The sequence below is a fragment of the Streptomyces sp. NPDC030222 genome (genome assembly GCF_055573115.1).
Genome location: NZ_JBVICA010000004.1, coordinates 164,904 through 183,598 on the forward strand (window position 1 = coordinate 164,904; position 18,695 = coordinate 183,598).

The following is an 18,695-nucleotide window of genomic DNA, read 5'->3' on the forward strand; positions in this document are numbered from 1 at the left end:
GTCGTGGCTGCTCGCCGCTCGCCCTGCGTCGTCGTGCACCGGCGCGGGCCTTCATCGTCGTCGCCTGTGGAAGGTCCCCCGCCCCACGAAGGAGACGGCCACGCTCACGGCCACGCCCACGGCAGCCGTTGCCGCATGCCGCCACATCGACGGCAGGTCACGGGTGGTGACGACCGGATCGGGCGGCAGCCCGTACACCTCGGGCTCGTCCAGCAGGAGGAAGAACGCCCCGTCGCCCCCGACGCCGTCCTGGGGATCCCGGCCGTACAGCCGTGCCTGGTCCACCCCGCGGTCGTGCAGTTCGGCCACCCGCCGGTCGGCCCGCTCACGCAGTTCGTCCAGCGGGCCGAACTGGATGGAGTCGGTCGGGCACGCCTGGGCGCAGGCCGGTTCCCGGCCCGCGCCCAGCCGGTCGTAGCACAGCGTGCACTTGAAGGCCCGTCCGTCGCCCGGACGTATGTCGATCACGCCGTACGGGCATGCGGGCACGCAGTATCCGCAGCCGTTGCAGATGTCCTCCTGCACCACCACGGTCCCGAACTCGGTGCGGAACAACGAGCCGGTCGGGCACACGTCCAGGCAGGCGGCGTGGGTGCAGTGCTTGCACACGTCGCTGGACATCAGCCAGCGCACCTGACCTTTCGCGACCCCCGCGTCGGGCCCGGGCGGGCCCATGGCCGGCATGCCCAGATCGACCGGCGGCCGGTCCGGCGCCACCGCCTGCTCGATGAACGCCACGTGGCGCCAGTTGTCGGCGCTCAGCGCGCCGGTGTTGTCGAACGACTGCCCCAGCAGGTCCAGTTGCTCGGTCTCGGCCGGAACGTCGTTCCACTCCTTGCACGCCACCTGGCACGCCTTGCAGCCGATGCAGACGGAAGTGTCCGTGAAGAACCCCATCCGGGGCGGGTGGGTGTCCGGGTAACCGGCGTCCGCGCTGGGGTCGGCCGGCAGGCCGGACGGCCTGTTGCGGTCGGCAGTCATCGCTGCCCCTCTCCTGTGCCCGGCGGGGTGTCGCCGGGGAGGCCGGCACGTCGTCTGTACTCCGCCGCGTGAGCCGGCAACGCCGGGCCCTCTGGACGCCTGCCCGGCCTGATGTCGCAGGTCGCCGCCTTGGACTCCTGGATGTGCACGTTCGGGTCGAGCACCACGGACAGCAGGTCGTTCGCCGCGTCACCTGTGGTCAGCCCCTCCGGGCCCCAGTGATAGGGCACCGCCACCTGGTGGATGGTGCGGCCTCGGACCCGCATCGGTTTGATCCGTTCGGTCACCAGTACTCTCGCCTCGACCGCCGTGCGGGCCGTGGTGACGGTCGCCCAGCCCAGGTGCTCCAGGCCGCGCTCTGCCGCGAGTTCCGGGGAGACCTCGCAGAAGAACTCCGGCTGGAGCTCGGACAGACAGGGCAGGGCACGGCTCATGCCTCCGGCCGTGTGGTGCTCGGTGAGCCGGTAGGTGGTGAGCACGTACGGATACACCTCGCTGCCGGCCGGGTGGTACCGGTTGCCGGGACGGTCGTAGGCCTGGAGCGCCGGGTTCGTCTGCTGCTGGTACAGCGGGTTGCCCACCGGCGATTCGTACGGCTCGTAGTGCGCGGGCAGCGGGCCGTCGGCCAGCCCGGCCGGCGCGAACAGCCAGGCTCGGCCGTCGCTCTGCATGATGAACGGGTCGGTGCCGGACAGGGCGTCCTGGGCTCTCGCGCCCGGCGGCGGCCGGTAGTCGGGCGGCTTGTCCGCTTCGAAGTCCGGGACGTCGTCCCCGGTCCACCGGCCCTGCTCGGCGTCCCACCACACGTACTGCTTGCGCTCGCTCCACGGTCTGCCCTCGGGGTCGGCCGAGGCCCGGTTGTAGAGGATGCGGCGGTTGGCCGGCCACGCCCATCCCCAGTCGGGGGCGACCCGGCCCTGCTCGTCGCGGGGCCGGCGGTTCGCCGCGTGGTTGTGACCGCCGGCGCGGACCCCGCAGTAGATCCAGACGCCGCAGGCGGTGGAGCCGTCGTCGCGGAGCTGGGTGGACTTGGAGAGCGGCCCGTCCGGCCCGTATCCGTTGATCTCGGCCAGTACGGCGTCGGCGCTCGGCTCGGCCAGTGGGCCTTCGGTCGGATAGTCCCAGGTGAGGTCGAGCAGCGGGCGGTCGCGCGGGTCGGTGGACCCGGCGAGCTTCTCCCGGATGATCCGGCCGAGGTGGTAGGCGAACCACAGGTCGCTCCGGGCGTCCCCGGGCGGGGCGACCGCCGCGTCGTGCCACTGCAGCAGCCGCTGGGTGTTGGTGAAGCTGCCGTCCTTCTCCGTGTGCGCCGCTGCCGGAAGGAAGAACACCTCCGTCGGGATCTCCTCCGGGCACAGCTCACCGGTCTCGATCTCCGGCCCGTCCTTCCAGAAGTTCGCGCTTTCGATCATCCGCAGGTCCCGCACCACCAGCCAGTCGAGATTCGCCATGGCCAGCCGCTGCAGCTTGCCGTTGGCCGAGCCGACCGCCGGGTTCTCACCGATGAGGAAGTACCCCTTGCACTCCCCGGACAGCTGGTTCAGCACCGTCTGGTAGGTGCCGTGGTCGCCGGTCAGCCGGGGCAGCCAGTCGAAGCGGTAGTCGTTCTCCTCGGTGGCCGCCTCGCCCCACCAGGCCTTGAGGAGACTCACCACGTAGGCGCGCATGTTGCCCCAGAAGCCGGTCGTGCCGGCGTCCGCGGCCACGAACGCGTCCAGGTCCTGGTGCTGATGGGCGTGCGGCATGGGGATGTAGCCGGGCAGCAGGTCGAACAGCGTGGGGACGTCCGTGGAGCCCTGGATGCTGGCGTGTCCGCGGAGGGCCAGGATGCCGCCTCCCGGCCGCCCGATGTTGCCCAACAGCGCCTGCAGGACGGCCGCGGTGCGGATGTACTGGACCCCGACGGTGTGCTGGGTCCAGCCGACGGAGTAGCACAGCGCCGTGGTGCGCTCGCGTCCCGAGTTGGCGGTGATCGCATCGGCCACCCGGGCGAACAGCTCGCGGGGGACACCGCAGACGTCCTCGACCAGCTCCGGGGTGTAACGGGCGAAGTGCCGCTTGAGTACCTGGTACACGCAGCGGGGGTGTTGCAGTGTCGGGTCCATGGCCGGCTTCACGCCCAGAGCGGGGCCGCCGGCGCCGTACGACTCGGCGCGGGCGGTGTCGCGCAGTTCCCTGCCTCCGTGCTGCCGGGCAGCCGCGCCCCGCTCGTCCTCGTCGCCCGACGCCGTCCACCGGTCCCTGTCGCCGGCAGCGGCCGCGGCCTGCGCGCCCTCGTACATCCAACTGGTCGTCTCGTAGTTGTGGTTCTCCGGGTCGAAGCCGGAGAACAGCCCGTCGAGGTCCTCGGTGTCGGCGAAGTCCTCCCGCAGGACCGCCGGTGCGTTGGTGTAGGCGACCACGTACTCGTGGAAGTCCTTGCCGTTGCTCAGCACATGGTTGACCAGAGCGCCGAGGAACGCGATGTCGGTGCCTGCCCGGATCGGCACGTGGATGTCCGCCAGTGCGCTGGTACGGGTGAAACGGGGGTCGACGTGGATGATCGTGGCACCCCGTTCCTTGGCCTCCATCACCCACTGGAAGCCGACGGGGTGGCACTCGGCCATGTTCGAGCCCTGGATGAGGATGCAGTCGGCCTCGGCCAGGTCCTGCTGGAACGTCGTGGCTCCGCCACGGCCGAACGAGGTCCCCAGACCGGGAACCGTGGCGGAGTGTCAAATCCGCGCCTGGTTCTCGATCTGGATGGCGCCCAGCGCCGTGTAGAGCTTCTTCAGCAGGTAGTTCTCCTCGTTGTCCAGCGTCGCTCCGCCGAGGGAGGCGATACCGAGCGTGCGCCGCACGGGCACGCCGTGATGCGTGTCCTGCCAGGTCCGCCGGCGGGTCTCGACGACCCGGTCCGCGATCATCTCCATCGCCTGGTCGAGCGGTATACGCTCCCACCCCGTTCCGTGCGGGCGCCGATGGAGGACGGTGCTGATCCGGCCGGGGCCGGTCACCAGCTGCTTACTGGCGGCACCCTTCGGGCACAGCCGACCGCGTGAGACGGGCGAGTCCGGGTCGCCCTCGATCTGGGTGATCTTCTCGTCCTCGACGAAGACCTTCTGGCCGCATCCCACGGCGCAGTACGGGCACACGGACCGTACGACCCGGTCGGCCCGCTCGGTGCGGGCGGACAGCCGCTCGGTGCCTCGGGAGCGTGCGGCGGTGCCCCTGCCCAGCGCATCGTCGCCGGTGAGCTGCCGGTACACCGGCCAGTCGTCGATCCATCGTCGCAGGCCCATGGCGATCTCCCGCCTCGCGCCCTCCGCCGTCGCAGCCAACGTAACGCCGGGTCCCGGCGTGGGCATGTCGAGCACCGTCGGACGTCCTGGGAGGTGCATCCGGGCGGTCCTGGGACAATCCGTTCGCGCGGTCCTGGGGGTCCTAACCCGGCAGTCCCGGGAGAACCCCGGGCGGCGCTGTGAGAACCCGTCCGCGCGGCCCTGGGAGAGCCGGTCGTCGTCCTTGGAGGGCCCGTCCGCGCGGCCCTGGGGGAGCCGGTCGTCGTCCTTGGAGGGCCCCGTCCGCGCCTGCACCGCTCAGGTGGGTGGCGGGGTCCGCAGGCGGCGGGTGCTGTCCGGGAGCCGTTCGGTCACGCCGCGGCGGTCCAGCAGCTCCAGCAGCGGAACCGCGACCCGCCGGGTGGTACGCAGCGCCTGTCGTGCCTGGCTGAGGGTGAACGGCTGGGGCAGTCGCGCGAGCAGTTCGCCTGCCCGGGCGTCCCCGTCGGGGAGGAGGAAGACGCCGTCGGCCACTTTCAACAGGCGGCCGGTCCGCACTGCGGCGGCCAGCTCCCTGGGCCCCAGCCGCAGCTCGGCCATCCTGGCGGCGTCCGGGGCCGCGAACGGGGCATCGCGCAACTCTGCGGTCAGTGCGGCCACGGCGGCCTCGACGGGTCCCGGGAGCACCGCCGGCCCGCCTTCCGGGCACACCCGCCCGTCCACGACCGGCAGCGACGCCGCTGCGGCAAGCCGTTCCACCGCACCGGTGGTGGGCATCCGCAGCCGTTGCCGCAGCGCCTCCACCGGAACGCCGGACTCCAGAGGATGGTCGTCGCACCACCGGTCGACCACTGCAGGCACTGCGGCCAGCAGTTCGCGCCATACGGTCGTGTGCACCCTGTGGCCGTCGCCGACCGGCTCGCCCACCTCGGGCAGCCCCATGGAGTGCAGTCCTCCTGCAGTCGCGAAGCGCCGCCGGAGCAGTGTTGCCTCGGCCAGCGCCCGCGGTGGGGCGTCGGTCAGAGCCGCCAGCTCCACGGCGCGCCGTCGCGCGGCTCCGTGCCGGCTCAACTCGGGGGGCGTCACGTCGAGCACGTCGACTCCGGCGACGATGCGGTGCCGACCGGGATCGCGCAGCAGTGCGCGGTCGCCGACGCGCAGCGGCAGGGGACGAGCCAGCCGCAGCCGGGCGCTCGCGCTCCCCAGCGGCCGCACCCGGGCGGCGACGGACGCGGATCCGACGTGCAGCACGAGCTCTCGAGGGATGCCGTGACGCTCACCGGCGTCGCCCGTGCCAGGGTCGTCCGTGACCGCACCGCTGCGGTCACCCCTGTGAGGGCCGCCGCCGTCGCAGCGGTGCAACGCCACGTCGACCTCGGCCGTGGTCAGCCATCTGCCCGGGGTGAGCAGCGCGTCGCCGCGGCCGACGGCACGGTGGTCGACGCCACGGAGATTGACCGCCACCCGGGCCACGGCTCGGACTTCGGGCGTGTCCAGGCCCAGCGCCTGCAGGCCGCGTACCCGCGTCGCCGCCCCGGTGGACGCCAGCCGAAGCTCCGTTTCGGCGTGCAGGGTGCCGGCCGTGAGCGTTCCCGTGACCACCGTGCCGACGCCGACGATGCTGAACGAACGATCCACCCACAGCCGGACGTCGGCGTCCGGATCAGCCGGCGGCAGGGCATCCAGCAGCCGGACCAGCGCGGTGCGCAGCCCGTCCAGGCCCTCTCCGGTGCGGCCGCTCACCGTCACCGAGTCGACCGTTCCCAGGCCGGCCGCCGTCATCCGGGCCAGCGCCTCCCGGCGGGCCGGTTCCGGACCGGCCAGGTCGCAGCGGGTGACGGCGAGCAGCACATGCCGGACGCCCAGGGCGTGGAGCGCCTGGAGGTGCTCGGTGGACTGCGGCATCCACCCCTCGTCGGCCGCCACCACGAACAGCACGGCGGGGACCGGACCGACACCGGCGAGCATGTTGGGCACGAAGCGCTCGTGGCCGGGGACGTCGACGAACGCCACCTGCCGTCCGCCGGGAAGGGCCGTCCAGGCGAATCCGAGGTCGATGGTCAGGCCGCGCCGCCGCTCCTGCTCCCACCGGTCGGGTTCCATCCCGGTGAGCAGCCTCACCAGCGTCGACTTGCCGTGATCGACATGACCGGCGGTGGCGATCACCTGCACGGCCGCTCGCTCCCCTGGTCGCCTCCGCAGCCCTCCGCACGCCCGGCGCCGCAGGCGTGTCCACCGCTCGTCCCACTCGCGTGCGACCGCTGTGCGGCGGCAAGGACGGCCTCCAGTACCGACTGTTCCTCCTCGGCCGTGACCGTACGGAGGTCCAGCAGGCAGCGTCCGTGTTCCAGCCGGCCGATCACCGGGACCGCGCCGGTGCGCAGCAGCGGGCCGTACGACGCGGGAAGGCCGACGGCAGCGCTGGGCAGGGCCACCCCCGGCGCGCCGCCACCGCCCACGGCCGCCTCCGTGCGCAGTGCCTCCGCTGGTACCCCCCGGGCCCGGAGGCGTTCGGCCAGCAGGGTGGCGCGCTCGCGCAGCCCGGCCGCGCCGGCGGCGAGCGCGGTGCGTACGGGCGGCTCCGGACCGCGTAGTGTCGCCTCCAGCGCGGCCAGGGTCAGCTTGTCCACGCGCAGGGCCCGGGCTGCGGGATGCAGTCGCAGTCGCTCGACCAGGTCCACGTCGCCGAGCAGCAGCCCGGCCTGCGGGCCGCCCAGCAACTTGTCCGCGCTTGCGGTCACCAGGGCTGCCCCGGCGCGCAGGGCGGTGGCGGCGTCGGGCTCGTCCGGGAGCAGGGCGTGCGGGGCGAGCAGGCCGGAACCGATGTCCACCACGACCGGGGGTCCCAGCGCCGCCAGCTCGGTCACCTCCGCCGCCGCGGTGAAGCCGCTGATCCGGAAGTTGGATGCGTGGATCTTGAGCAGGAAGCCGGTGTCGGGGCCGATCGCCTCCGCGTAGTCCCGAGCGTGGCTGCGGTTGGTGCTGCCGACCTCGCGCAGCCGTGCTCCGGTGGAGGCCAGCAGCTCCGGGATGCGGAAGCCGTCGCCGATCTCGACCAGCTCGCCGCGGCTGATCACGATCTCCAGTCCGCGGGCCATCGCCAGGGCGCAGAGGAGCAGCGCGGCCGCATTGTTGTTCACCACGTGCACCGCTCCGGCTTCGGGTACGGCCTCGGCCAGCGCGGCGAGCGCGCCGCGTCCCCGGCGGGCCCGGCGGCCGTCCACGAGGTCGAACTCGACGTCCGTGTATCCGGCCGCCGCCGTCACGGCGGCCCGCGCCGCATCCGACAGTGGCGCGCGGCCCAGGTTGGTGTGCACCAGTACCCCGGTGGCATTGATTACCGGTCGCAGACCGGAGGCCCGTTCGGGCAGGCCGCCGACCGCCGCGTCGACCACGTCCTCGGGGGCGATCTCGCCGGACCTCGCACGCCGCTGGGCGTCGGCGATGGCCGCCTTCACCAGGGGGCGCCCCAGCGTCCGTACGGCCTCGGCGATGCGTGGCTCGGCGAGCATCGTGTCGGTGCCCGGAATGCGCCGGCGCGGATCGCTCATGGAGCGCCCTGCGCGTCTTGCCGGTCCTGGGAAGGCTGCCCCTCGTGCGGGACGTGGCGGAGGCGGACGGGAATCGAACCCGCCAACGGCAGCTCCTGCCGCTCGACGGTTTTGAAGACCGGGCCGGTCACCAGGCCGGATACGCCTCCTCGCGCCACAAAGACATCTTTGCCCCGATATGCCCGCCGACGCAGCATGTGCGGAAGGATGGCCGTGTGACCGCGTCGACGTCGCCCCGGCCATCCACCCGCCTCACCCGGTACGGACACGGCGGCGGCTGTGCCTGCAAGATCCCGCCCGGCGAGCTGGAGGAGGTGCTGCGGGGCCTGGGGGCCGGCGTCCCGGTCCAGGACCCAGCGGGCGAGCTGCTGCTCGGCCTGGACGACGGCGACGACGCCTCGGTCGTCCGGCTGCACGACGGCCTGGCGGTGCTCGCGACCACCGACTTCTTCACGCCCGTGGTAGACGACGCCTACGACTGGGGCAGGATCGCGGCGGCGAACGCGCTGTCGGACGTGTACGCCACGGGGGGCCGTCCGCTGCTCGCCGTGAACCTGTTGGCGTGGCCACGGGACGTGCTGCCCCTCGAACTGGCCCGTGAGGTGCTGCGCGGCGGCCTGGCGACGGCCGCTGCGGCGGGCTGCCACGTCGCCGGGGGCCACAGCGTGGACGACCCCGAGCCCAAGTACGGTCTGGCCGTCACCGGCCTGGTCCACCCGGACCGTCTGCTGCGCAGCGACGCGGGCGTGCCGGGTGTTCCGCTGTCGCTGACCAAGCCGCTCGGCATCGGGGTGCTGAACTGCAGGCACAAGGCCACCGGCGAGGTGTTCCCGCAGGCGGTCGACGTAATGACGCGGCTCAACCGTGAGGCGGCCGATGCGGCGCTGGCCGCCGGCTGCGTCTGCGCGACGGACGTCACCGGTTTCGGGCTGCTCGGACACGCCTACAAGCTCGCGCGGGCGAGCGGGGTGACGGCGCTGATCGACGCGGCCGCGGTGCCCTGTCTCGACGGCGCCCGGGAGGCACTGCGCGAGGGTTACGTCAGTGGGGGCACCCGCAGGAATCTGGAGTGGGTGCGCCCGCACAGCGACCTGTCGGCGGTGAGCGAGGACGAGGCGCTGCTGCTGGCCGACGCGCAGACCTCCGGCGGGCTGCTGGTGGCCGGCGAGATCCCCGGCGCACCGGTCGTGGGCGAGCTGCTGCCACGCGGTGACCACGTCCTGGTGATCCGCTGAGTCCGGGACCAACCGCGCGGCCGCTGCGGGACGGGGCGTCGCCTGGGGACTCGAGCCGGCGATCCGACCCGTCGGCTCCGAGGAGGCGGCGCCAGTGGGCGCACAGGCCCGCCGACCCGGTCCTCGCCCGAGCCGGCGGGCCGCCGTTACGGAAGAGCTACTGCCCTGGATGCAGGATCACCTTGGTGTAGCCGTCGACGCGCTTGTCGAACTTGTCGTAGGCCATGGGCGCCTCCTCCAGGGAGTGCTCGTGGGAGACGACGAAGCTCGGCCTCGCGCGGCCCGCGATGATGAGGTCGCGCAACTGCCGGTTGTAGCGCTTCACGTTGCACTGCCCGGTGCCCAGGCGCAGGCCCTTCTCGAAGAGCTTGCCGATCGAGACCATGAGCCGGCCGCGCTTGGCCTGCTCGTCCGGTCCACCCGGGTCGGCCGGCACGTAGAGGCCGGGTATGCCGAGCGCGCCGGTCGGCCGGACGCTCTCGATGATCGAGTTCAGCACGGCCGCGGGCTCCTCGTGGTCCTCGCTCCTGGCCATGGCCTGGTATCCGACCGCGTCGATGCCCTTGTCCGTGCCTTCGCCCTCGGTCTGCTCCTTGATCTGCTCCACCGGGTTGCCCTCGGCGAAGTTGATCGGGATCGCGCCGATCTCCTCGGCCTTCTGCAGCCGCTCGAGCACCCGGTCGACGACGAACACCTTCGACGCACCGCGCAGCATGGCCGAGTAGGCGGCCATGAGACCGACGGGCCCGCCGCCGTAGACGACGACGCTCTCACCCGGGGAGACCTGGGCGAGTTCATTGCCGTGGTAGCCGGTCGGGAAGATGTCGGCGAGCAGCACGAAATCGCGCTCGTTCTCGGTGCCTTGCGGCAGCTTCAGACAGTTGAAGTCGGCGTACGGTACCCGCACGTATTCTGCCTGGCCTCCGGTCCACGGCCCCATCGCCACGTAGCCGTACGCTCCACCGGCGAATCCGGGATTCACGGTGAGGCAGAAACCGGTGTAGTCGGCGACGCAGTTCTTGCAGAATCCGCAGGCCACATTGAAGGGCATGACCACACGGTCGCCCTTCTTCAGCAAGGTGATTCCCTCGCCGAGCTCCTCGACGATGCCCATGTTCTCGTGACCGAAGACGATGCCCGGCTCGGCCGCCGTACGGCCCTCATACATGTGCAGGTCAGAGCCACATATGGCGGTGGACGTCACCCGTACGATCACCTCGTTCGGGTGCTGGAGCCGGGGGGTCTCGACTTCTTCCACCGCTACTTCGAACGGTCCCTTGTAGACGACAGCCTTCATGCCGACACCTCCGATGAGCGATGCGTGTTCGCTGCCGGAGACAAACGGCCGTCGACTCGACGGAGCCTCGTGCGAACGGGTGAGAAGCAGGCCGAAGAGCCGCGGCCGTTCGCCTCACGTGACCTAACTCTCATGCTCCCCTTCTAGGGAGCAGGAGACAAGCCAGCTATGTTCTAGGAAATACCGATTTCAACCTCACGCCGAATTCGGAGGACGAGGACAGTGACGCAGCGCTTCGGGACCCTGCTCGTCCCCGTGCCCGGCCTGTCCGGCACGACGTACCCGCCGGGGACGCCTGTGGCCATCAGCGGACGCGGGTCGTCCGTCGACGCCTTCGTGAACGGCGACTGGCTCCCGCTCGCGTGGTGGGAATTCGCCGAGGGGCGCACCGAGGAAGCCGTCGACCGCTGACCCGAGGACGCCCCGTCGGCGGACCGGCGCGCGCCGGTCCGGCCGTTTCTCGCCGCGTCGCGGCCGGTTCCGCGCGGAATGCCGCGTCCTGTGATCACCGATCATGGACGCACTCGTTTCGGCCAAACGACCTCGGTCCGATAACCGACTGCCTCCCGATGTGACGGAACGGTATGGATTGTGGGGTTCACGTAGAGAATTCGTAGAACCCGGAGGTCCGCCCGTGATCCGTCTCCGTCCGGCGCCGCTGGCCCTGCTGACCGCCGCCGCGTGTGTCGCGCTCTCCGGCACTCCGGCCTCGGCCGCTCCGGGTGACACAGTGACCATGTGTTCCAGCTCCCTGACCCCGTCCGGCTGGGTCGATGTGCAGTGGTGGAACAGCTGGGCCTGCGGCACCACCTTCAACCCGAACATGAAGAAGATCCAGCAGGTCTCCGGTATGCCCATCGGCTCCACGGTGAACGCCTGCGCATCCACGCTCCCCCCGGCGGGCTGGGTGGAGGTGAGCCGCTTCTACAGCGGCGCGTGCCGGTACTCGGCGGTGCCCGGCCACGACCCCAACACCGGGACGATCAAACGCGTTTCCTGAGGCCGCGTCCCGCACGGTGACCGCCGGCGCCGGCGATCGTTCGCCACCTCTCGAGGTGCTGAGCGAGTCGCGGCGGAGCGGCGGGGGGCGGGGGGCTGGGCGAGTCGCGGCGGCCGGCATCGGGCATGAGCGGGTGTCAGGTCGGTGACCAGCAGCCCTCGGTCGCGCGGCTCCGCACCGTCCTCACGCCTCCCGCCCTCACGCCTCCCGCCCTCACGGCCTCGGCCGGTGCGCCTCGAGACGTCGGCGTGCCTCGGTATAGGTGTCGGCGTCGATCTCGCCATACGCGAAGCGGCGGTCGAGGATCTCCTCCGGATCCTCCTTGGGCGCCGACGCCCCCTGACGGGTGCCGTCACGGCCGGCTCCGGGGTGGGTGAGGCGTACGACGGCCCAGACCACCAGGCCGATCAGCCCGATCCACAACAGGGGCATGAAGGCCATCCAGGCCCAGCCACCGCCGTTCCAGTACATCACGGTCCCCACCTCCAGGATCGATGAGGTTGCGAGGAAAAACCTTGTACGTGTCCACGCTGGCCCCGGCCCCGGCCGGTGTGCCAGGGCCGTTCGGCCCCGCGCGTGGTCCGAGCGGCCTCGTCTCTGTGGCGGGGACGCGGCACGCAGGTGAGGCTTGGGGGAGGACTCGGAGCATGAAGGGGGCGCGGTGGGCGGCCTGGTGGTGGTGGGAGTGGACGGCTCGGCCTCCGGTCTCGCAGCGGTCGAGGCGGCGGCCCGGGAGGCCCAGTGGCGTGGGGCCCGGCTGCGCGTGGTGCACGCGTTCCTCTGGCCCCGGGCACATGTGTCGCTGGAGCCGTCGTTGCTCGGCCCGCCCGAGGGCGGGCTGCGGAACGCGGTGGAGCGCCTCGTGGCCGAGGCGGTGGAGCGGGCCCGGGCCACGGCTGCGGACCTGGACGTCACCTCGGCCGTGGTGACGGGCGAGCCGCTGACCGTGCTCGAAGCCCAGTCGCGCGGTGCGGAGCTGGCCGTCGTCGGTTCCCGGGGTATGGGAGGCTTCGTCGGTCTCCTGCTGGGCTCCACAGCGGTGCATCTGGCCGCGCACGGCCAGTGTCCGGTGATGGTGGTGCGGGAACGGCCTGACGCGACCGGCCCGGTACTGCTGGGCGTCGACGGGTCCTCCGCCGGCGACCGCGCGGTCGACTTCGCCTTCGCCGAGGCCGCGCTGCGCGGAACGAGTCTGCTCGCTCTCCACGCCTGGACGCCGTGGAACGCGCCGATGCCTCCGCCACGGGATCCGTCACTGCCCTACGCCCACCCTCCCTCCGCGCTCCCGGAGGCCGAAGAGCGTCTGCTTGCCGAGGCGCTGTCGGGCCGTCGGGAGCAGTACCCGGGCGTCGAGGTCGAGCAGAAGGTGGTCCGGGGCGACACACGTGAGGCTCTGATCAGGGAGAGTGCCTCCGCCCAGCTGCTGGTGGCGGGCGCCCGGGGGCGTGGCGGATTCACCGGGTTGCTGCTGGGGTCGGTGAGCCAGGCCATGCTCCACCACGCGCACTGTCCGGTCGCCGTGGTCCGGGGTTCCACCGCGCATCCCTGACGCCTGCCCCGGCCACGGCGCGTCGGCGACGATCGTCGGACGGGTGTGCCGTGCGGTGATCCCTCCCCGCAACGCCACGGGCACGCCGGGAGAGGCGAGGTCAGGCGGACGGGTCGGCGGCCGCGGCCGGTTCCGGCGGCCCGGTGAGTTCGCACCTCACGCCGACGACGCCCTCGACGGCGTGGGCGAGGCGCTCCGCGACGGGAATGAGGGTGCCGTCCCGGACGGAGCCGGTGAGGGTGACGACGCCGTCGGCGACGTGGACCCGGATGTCCCGGCGGGAGACGGCGAAGAGACGGTCGACGATCTCACTGCGTACCTCGGTGGCGATGTCGCCGTCGGGGCGGAGGAAGACCTTGAGGAGGTCGGCGCGGCTGACGATGCCTCGGAGGATCCCGTCGGCGTCGACCACGGGCAGGCGCTTGATCTGACGGCGTGCCATGATCCGAGCGGCCTGGGGCAGGGTGGCGTCCGCGTGAATGGTGACCGGTGGCGTGGTCATGAGGTCCCGGGCGCTCACCGCGCCGGCTTTGGCGGTGTCGCCCAGGCGCTGCATCTGCTCGATCAGCCCGGGCTCGGTGTCGTGGAACTCCTCCTTGGGCAGCAGATCCGCCTCGGAGAGGACGCCCACGACGCGGCCCTCGCCCTCGATGACCGGCAGGGCGGTGACCTTCCACTGGTCCATGGCGGCGACGATCTCTTTGAACCGGGCGTCGGGTGTGACGGCCACGACGGGGGTCGTCATCACGTCGTTCACGGTGTAGGGGGTGGAGGCCATGTCGGGTCTCCCATCGGACGGAGCGGGCGGGCGCTGTCGCGCAGGACGTGGTCGGCGAGCCGGGAAGTGGCCTCGCTGGTGAGGACGGGCCCGCGGAACCCCTGGCGTACCAGCCGGGGGGAGGTATCCGCGGTGGTCGAGGTGCGCCTGGCTGTCGAGGTGCGGGGGCTCACAACGACCGTGGCGACGTCGGCGGTGTCGCGGGGAGAGCGGCGCCGGTTGCGGCGCCGAGGTTCGGCGGGACCCTGAAAGAGTCCGCGGTCGACCAGGCCGGCGCACAGTCGGCCCGACGAGGACTCGACGAGGCCTCGAGGAGACTTCGAGGAGGAACGCACTGCCCGTGACGGTGCCCGCACCACCCACGAAGGACGGCAGCGCAGGTCGTGGCCGCTCACCCGTGGCCGCTGGGACCGTGTCCGTCATGCTCGCCCACCTCCGGCTGAGGCTTCGTTCACTCTCGCACCCCAGCCGCCCCGCCGGATGGGCCGAGCGGGACACGCCCGGGGCCGTCCGGCCCAAGCGCCGGGCGCACCACGCGAGACAGGCTGGCGGTGCAGACATGCGGGACAGCAGAACAGAACGGCAGAGGAGGCGCGAGGCCATGAAGGCATTCGTCTTCCAGGGACCGGGACGGACGGCGTGGCAGGACGTACCGGACCCGGACGTCAAGGACGCCGCCGACGCGATCATCCGGGTCGACGCGGTCACGATCTGCGGCACCGACCTGCACATCGTCAAGGGCGACGTACCCGAGGTCGAGCCCGGCAGGATCCTCGGGCACGAGGCCGTGGGCGAGGTCATGGAGACCGGTGGTGACGTCCGTACCGTCCGTCCCGGCGACCGGGTGCTGGTGTCCTGCATCGCGGCCTGCGGACGCTGCCGCTTCTGCCGGGAGAGCCGCTACGGACAGTGCCGCGGAGGCGGTGGCTGGGTCCTCGGCCACCTGATCGACGGCACGCAGGCCGAGTACGTCCGCGTCCCGTTCGCGGACCTGTCCGTCCACGCGCTGCCCGGCAGCGTCGAGAGCGAGGACGCCGTGCTCCTGGCGGACATCTTCCCCACCGCCTACGAGGTGGGTGTGCTCAACGGGCACGTCACGCCGGGCGACACGGTCGTGGTGGTCGGCGCCGGCCCGATCGGCCTGGCCACCATCGCCACCGCCCGCCTCTACACCCCTGGACGGATCATCGCCGTGGATCTCGCCGAGTCCCGGCTCGCCGCGGCCCGCAGCCTCGGGGCGGACGCGACCGCCAACGCCGCCGAGGGCCCGGAGCAGCTCGTCGCGGACCTCACCGACGGGCTGGGGGCGGACGTCGTCGTCGAGGCGGTGGGGGTGCCCGAGGCGTTCGAGATGTGCACGCGCATGGTGCGCCCCTGCGGCCGGGTCGCCAACATCGGCGTCCACGGCAAGCCTGCCGTACTCCACCTCGAGGACCTGTGGATCAAGGACGTCACCATCACGACGGGCCTCGTGGACACCTGCTCCACTCCCCTGCTGCTGCGCATGACGGCCGCGGGCAGGCTGCCCACGTCCGCGCTCGTCACCCACCGCTTCGAGCTCGGACGGATGGAGGAGGCGTACGACGTGTTCTCCCGCGCCGCGGACACCGGCGCGCTGAAGGTGGTGCTCGGCGGACCCCGGCACGACGCGGTCACACCGGCTGCGCCCGAGGAGAGGTGAACCACGATGACCGGCACGACCCCGCACGGTTCCGAAGGCGGCACGTCCTCACATACGCGAACCGACATCGGTCGTCGCCTGGCCGCCCGGCGCGAGGAACTCGGCCTGTCCCTCGCGGATCTGGCGGTGCGCAGCGGCGCCGCCGAGAGTTACCTCCAGTACCTCGAAGAGCGGCCGGCCGCCCCGGACGCGGCCACGCTGCAGCTGTTGGCCGCGGCCCTGGACACGACGGTGGCCGATCTGACCGGAGGCACCGCGGATCAGCCGCCGGGTCGCGGCCGGGCCCTGCGTGACGCCGTGCTCACCGAACTCGACGAAGAGGAGTGCCGCGCGCTGATGTCGACCCACGGGGTCGGCAGGGTCGGCGTGCTCACGCCCGAAGGACCGGCGATCGTTCCGGTCAACTACCTCGTCGACGGTACCGACATCGCGTTCCGCACCGCTCTGGGCAAGGTTCCCGCCTTCGCCGCGGGAGACGAGGTCGCCTTCGAGGTGGACCGCGTGGACGAGACCTTCAGCCGGGGCTGGAGCGTGCTTGCGGTCGGGCCGGCCCGCGCCGTCACCGAGGAGTCCGCCGTCCGGCGCCTGGAGGAAGAAGCGGCGACCCCGCCGTGGGTGGGAGGGCGGCGCGACCTGTGGGTGGCGATCTCCCCCTCCCGCATCACCGGCCGCCGGATCGTCGGCCCGCACGGCTGACCACGCCCCGGGGAGCGACACCATGGACGTTGCGGGCGGTACGTCGACGGCGTTTCCCGCGCTGTGCGCGCACGCTGCCGACGCCGTACCTGCGGACCTGTCCGCACCGCACGCCGCCGGTCCGCTGGGGGACGCGCCGTCGTGACCGCGGAATGGACCTGGGCGTACGAGGGTTACGACCCCGAGCAGGAGCGTCTGCGCGAGGCGCTGTGCACCTTGGGCAACGGCCGATTCGCCACCCGCGGGGCCGCGTCGGAGACGGGTGCCGGTCCGGTCCACTATCCCGGCACCTACGTGGCCGGTTGCTACGACCGTCTGGAATCCACGGTGGCCGGCCGCCGCGTGGGGAACGAGGACCTGGTCAACCTCCCCAACTGGCTGCCGCTGCGCTACCGGTGCCGCCCGGACGACGGCCCCGTGGGCGACTGGCTCACCCCCGACCACCCGAGTCTGCGCCACCACCGGCAGACCCTCGACCTGCGCTCGGGCGTCCTGGTCCGGCAAATGCTGTACCAGGACGGGCACGGCCGCCGCCTCAGGGTCACCCACACCCGCATCGTGCACATGGGCGACGCCCATCTCGCGGCCCAGCGGACCACGCTGCGCGCCTACGGCTGGAGCGGCCGTGTCGACGTGGAGTCCGCGCTGGACGGCACCGTCGTCAACGCGGGAGTCGAACGGTACCGGGACCTGGAGGGACGTCACCTGGTCGGGCATCGCGCCGGGATCGAACCGAACGGCGTCTCCTGGCTGTCGTGCAGCACGGCCGGGTCCGGCACCCGGATCGGCATGGCCGTGCGGACCACGGTCCGTAACCCGGCCGAGGGCCGCACCCCGGTCGAGGGCCGCACCCGAGTCGACGAGACAGGTCCGGTCGTCTACTGGACCCTGCCCATCTCCCGCGGCCGGCCCGTGGTCCTGACCAAGACCGTCGCACTGCACACCTCGATGGACCGGCCGGCCGGCGATCCGCTGCGCGCGGCCGTCGACCGTGTCGCACGCGCTGCCGGCTTCCCCCGTCTGATGGCCTCTCACCGCGCCGCCTGGGCCCGCCTGTGGAGCCAGGCCGAACTGGACGTTCCCGGCGACGCCGGCCGGATCCTGCGCCTGCACCTCTTCCATGTGCTGCAGACCCTCTCCCCGCACACCGCGGACCTGGACGTCGGCGTGCCCGCCCGGGGACTGCACGGCGAGGCGTACCGCGGCCACGTCTTCTGGGACGAACTGTTCGTGCTGCCCTACCTCACCCTGCACTTCCCCGACGTGGCACGGGGTCTCCTCCTCTACCGCCACCGTCGGCTCCCGGAAGCCGTCGCGTCGGCCGCGGCGGCCGGGCGGCGTGGCGCGATGTTCCCCTGGCAGAGCGCCGGCAGCGGCCGCGAGGAGTCCCAGGAACTCCACCTCAACCCCCGCTCGGGACGCTGGCTTCCGGACCGCTCCCGGCTGCAGCGGCACGTCGGATCCGCGATCGCGTACAACACCTGGCGGTACGCCGAGGCCACGGGGGACATGGGCTTCCTCCACGGCCCGGGAGCAGAACTGATCGTGGAGATCGCCCATTACTGGGCGAGCGCGGTCACCTATGACCCGTCGCTCGGCCACTACCGCATCCGGGGCGTCGTCGGCCCCGACGAGTACCACGACGCCTATCCGGGGGCCCGGACGGCCGGACTGGACGACAACACGTACACGAACGTGACCGCCGCCTGGGTCCTCGCCAGGGCACTCGATCTCCTCGGCCGGCTCCTCCCGGCACGCCGGGAGGAGCTCTGCGAACGGCTCTCGATCGACGCAGGGACGCTCGAACGATGGGACGACGTCTCGCGCAGGCTGTACGTGCCGTTCCACAACGACGTGATCAGCCAGTTCGACGGATACGGAGAGCTTGCCGAGCTGGACTGGGACGCGTACCGGGCCCGGTACGTCGACATCCGCCGCCTGGACCGGATCCTGGAGGCCGAGGGCTACAGCGTCAACCATTTCAAGGCGTCCAAACAGGCGGACACGCTCATGCTCGGGTACCTGTTCTCCCCCGCCGAACTCATCGCGCTGTTCGGGCGGCTCGGGCACCGGCTGGACGACGAGCTGTGGCGGCGCACCGTCGCCTATTACCTGCGGCGCACCAGTCACGGGTCGACGCTGAGCAGCCTCGTCCACGGCTGGGTCCTCACCCGGCTCAAGGGGGCGGATGCCTGGGCCTACTGCGAGGAGGCGCTGCTCAGCGACGTCGCCGACGTCCAGGGCGGCACGACCGGCGAGGGCGTCCACCTCGGCGCCATGGCCGGCACGCTCGACCTCGTCCAGCGCGGGATCACCGGCCTGTCTGCCCGTCCCGACGCGCTGGGGCTGGACCCGGTACCGCTCGACGAACTGGCCCACTTCTCCTTCACCCTCTGTTACCAGGGCCATCGGGGCATCCGTGTCCGCACCCGGCCCGGACGGCTCGGCATCAGCGTGCCCGCGTCCCAGCAGCGTCCCCTCACCGTTGATCTCCCGGGCGGGCGCCGTGTCGCGGTCGCGCCCGGCGAGCAACGGTGGTACCTGCTCCCCCGCGCCTGACGGCAGACCGGGTCGTACCGTTCGGCCGGGTCCCGGCTCTCGTCCCGTGGGCCCCGGGGCACGGCGACGCCGGATGACGCAGCATGGGCAGTACGCGGAAGGAGCGTT

The 18,695-nt window shown here is 72.2% G+C and carries 15 protein-coding genes and 1 tRNA gene; 8 read left to right on the plus strand and 8 right to left on the minus strand.

Features of this window, described 5'->3' with window-relative positions:
* Positions 1–51: 51 nt before the first annotated feature.
* The 5 genes from ACZ4Z5_RS07660 to ACZ4Z5_RS07680 form a co-directional block, all read right to left on the minus strand.
* The gene (locus ACZ4Z5_RS07660) at positions 52–981 is read right to left on the minus strand and encodes a 4Fe-4S dicluster domain-containing protein (protein ID WP_468258127.1); all 930 of its coding nucleotides are present in this window, start codon (positions 979–981) and stop codon (positions 52–54) included.
* Positions 978–4,262 carry a formate dehydrogenase gene (fdh, locus tag ACZ4Z5_RS07665; protein WP_468258130.1) on the minus strand — a complete coding sequence of 1,095 codons (3,285 nt, stop codon included), beginning with the start codon at positions 4,260–4,262 and terminating at the stop codon, positions 978–980. Before fdh ends, ACZ4Z5_RS07660 begins: the two co-directional genes overlap by 4 nt.
* Before the next feature lie 297 nt (positions 4,263–4,559).
* The gene (locus ACZ4Z5_RS07670; protein WP_468258132.1) at positions 4,560–6,413 is read right to left on the minus strand and encodes a SelB domain-containing protein; all 1,854 of its coding nucleotides are present in this window, start codon (positions 6,411–6,413) and stop codon (positions 4,560–4,562) included.
* The gene (selA, locus tag ACZ4Z5_RS07675) at positions 6,404–7,792 is read right to left on the minus strand and encodes an L-seryl-tRNA(Sec) selenium transferase (RefSeq protein WP_468258135.1); all 1,389 of its coding nucleotides are present in this window, start codon (positions 7,790–7,792) and stop codon (positions 6,404–6,406) included. The genes ACZ4Z5_RS07670 and selA overlap by 10 nt, the downstream gene beginning before the upstream one ends.
* Positions 7,793–7,846: 54 nt before the next feature.
* A tRNA-Sec gene (locus ACZ4Z5_RS07680) sits at positions 7,847–7,941 on the minus strand.
* A 66-nt stretch (positions 7,942–8,007) separates the two neighbouring features.
* On the opposite strand from ACZ4Z5_RS07680, the gene selD reads away from it, so the two are divergent.
* Positions 8,008–9,027 carry a selenide, water dikinase SelD gene (selD, locus tag ACZ4Z5_RS07685; RefSeq protein ID WP_468258138.1) on the plus strand — a complete coding sequence of 340 codons (1,020 nt, stop codon included), beginning with the start codon at positions 8,008–8,010 and terminating at the stop codon, positions 9,025–9,027.
* 157 nt (positions 9,028–9,184) lie between these two features.
* Here the strand turns inward: selD and ACZ4Z5_RS07690 are convergent, their stop codons facing one another.
* A complete protein-coding gene (locus ACZ4Z5_RS07690) occupies positions 9,185–10,324 on the minus strand; it encodes a glutathione-independent formaldehyde dehydrogenase (protein ID WP_468258141.1) in 1,140 nt (379 codons plus the stop codon).
* A gap of 222 nt (positions 10,325–10,546) precedes the next feature.
* Here ACZ4Z5_RS07690 and ACZ4Z5_RS07695 point away from each other — a divergent pair, with 222 nt between their 5' ends.
* Together ACZ4Z5_RS07695 and ACZ4Z5_RS07700 are read left to right on the plus strand one after the other, a co-directional pair.
* Complete coding sequence (locus tag ACZ4Z5_RS07695; protein ID WP_468258144.1) at positions 10,547–10,735, plus strand: hypothetical protein; 189 nt, start codon at positions 10,547–10,549, stop codon at positions 10,733–10,735.
* A gap of 223 nt (positions 10,736–10,958) precedes the next feature.
* Complete coding sequence (locus ACZ4Z5_RS07700) at positions 10,959–11,324, plus strand: hypothetical protein (protein ID WP_468258147.1); 366 nt, start codon at positions 10,959–10,961, stop codon at positions 11,322–11,324.
* A gap of 213 nt (positions 11,325–11,537) precedes the next feature.
* On the opposite strand, the gene ACZ4Z5_RS07705 is transcribed toward ACZ4Z5_RS07700, so the two are convergent.
* Positions 11,538–11,798: an SHOCT domain-containing protein gene (locus ACZ4Z5_RS07705; protein WP_468258150.1), complete on the minus strand. Its 261-nt coding sequence runs from the start codon at positions 11,796–11,798 to the stop codon at positions 11,538–11,540.
* A 187-nt stretch (positions 11,799–11,985) separates the two neighbouring features.
* On the opposite strand from ACZ4Z5_RS07705, the gene ACZ4Z5_RS07710 reads away from it, so the two are divergent.
* Positions 11,986–12,873, plus strand: coding sequence for a universal stress protein (locus tag ACZ4Z5_RS07710; protein WP_468258739.1), 888 nt, complete (start codon positions 11,986–11,988; stop codon positions 12,871–12,873).
* 100 nt (positions 12,874–12,973) lie between these two features.
* On the opposite strand, the gene ACZ4Z5_RS07715 is transcribed toward ACZ4Z5_RS07710, so the two are convergent.
* Positions 12,974–13,651, minus strand: coding sequence for a CBS domain-containing protein (locus ACZ4Z5_RS07715; protein WP_468258153.1), 678 nt, complete (start codon positions 13,649–13,651; stop codon positions 12,974–12,976).
* A gap of 601 nt (positions 13,652–14,252) precedes the next feature.
* On the opposite strand from ACZ4Z5_RS07715, the gene ACZ4Z5_RS07720 reads away from it, so the two are divergent.
* The 4 genes from ACZ4Z5_RS07720 to ACZ4Z5_RS07735 are packed head-to-tail and all read left to right on the plus strand — an operon-like array spanning position 14,253 to position 18,587.
* Complete coding sequence (locus tag ACZ4Z5_RS07720) at positions 14,253–15,332, plus strand: zinc-dependent alcohol dehydrogenase family protein (RefSeq protein ID WP_468258155.1); 1,080 nt, start codon at positions 14,253–14,255, stop codon at positions 15,330–15,332.
* A 6-nt stretch (positions 15,333–15,338) separates the two neighbouring features.
* The gene (locus ACZ4Z5_RS07725; RefSeq protein WP_468258158.1) at positions 15,339–16,028 is read left to right on the plus strand and encodes a helix-turn-helix domain-containing protein; all 690 of its coding nucleotides are present in this window, start codon (positions 15,339–15,341) and stop codon (positions 16,026–16,028) included.
* A 22-nt stretch (positions 16,029–16,050) separates the two neighbouring features.
* Positions 16,051–16,173, plus strand: coding sequence for a hypothetical protein (locus ACZ4Z5_RS07730; RefSeq protein ID WP_468258160.1), 123 nt, complete (start codon positions 16,051–16,053; stop codon positions 16,171–16,173).
* Positions 16,170–18,587, plus strand: a complete 2,418-nt coding sequence (locus tag ACZ4Z5_RS07735) for a glycoside hydrolase family 65 protein (RefSeq protein ID WP_468258163.1) — start codon at positions 16,170–16,172, stop codon at positions 18,585–18,587. Before ACZ4Z5_RS07730 ends, ACZ4Z5_RS07735 begins: the two co-directional genes overlap by 4 nt.
* Positions 18,588–18,695: the final 108 nt, after the last annotated feature.